Origin of the sequence: Paenibacillus polysaccharolyticus (genome assembly GCF_023714295.1) — a bacterium.
GTDB classification, from domain to species: domain Bacteria; phylum Bacillota; class Bacilli; order Paenibacillales; family Paenibacillaceae; genus Paenibacillus; species Paenibacillus polysaccharolyticus_A.
Genome location: NZ_JAMAUN010000060.1, coordinates 1 through 335 on the forward strand (window position 1 = coordinate 1; position 335 = coordinate 335).

Here is a 335-nt window from a genome sequence, read left to right on the forward strand (position 1 = left end):
GGAGCCAGCCGCCGAAGGTGGGATAGATGATTGGGGTGAAGTCGTAACAAGGTAGCCGTATCGGAAGGTGCGGCTGGATCACCTCCTTTCTATGGAGAATCGTCTTCTGCAACGAAGACATTCAAATCTAAAATCTAGCCAGGTCGGCTAGTTACTCACTCGTTGCTCAGTTTTGAGAGCTCAAACTCTCAAACGTTTGGTGGCGATGGCGAAGGGGTTCCACACGTTCCCATCCCGAACACGACCGTTAAGCCCTTCAGCGTCGATGGTACTTGGACCGCAGGGTCCTGGGAGAGTAGAACGCCGCCAAGCGTAACCCATTACGGGTTCAAGAA

At 53.1% G+C, this 335-nt stretch carries 2 rRNA genes; both read left to right on the forward strand.

The features are described from left to right. Window positions 1-89, forward strand: a 16S ribosomal RNA gene (locus M3629_RS28210); the annotation flags it as partial. Window positions 90-195: 106 nt separating this feature from the next. Next, a 5S ribosomal RNA gene (rrf, locus tag M3629_RS28215) occupies window positions 196-312 on the forward strand. Window positions 313-335: the final 23 nt, after the last annotated feature.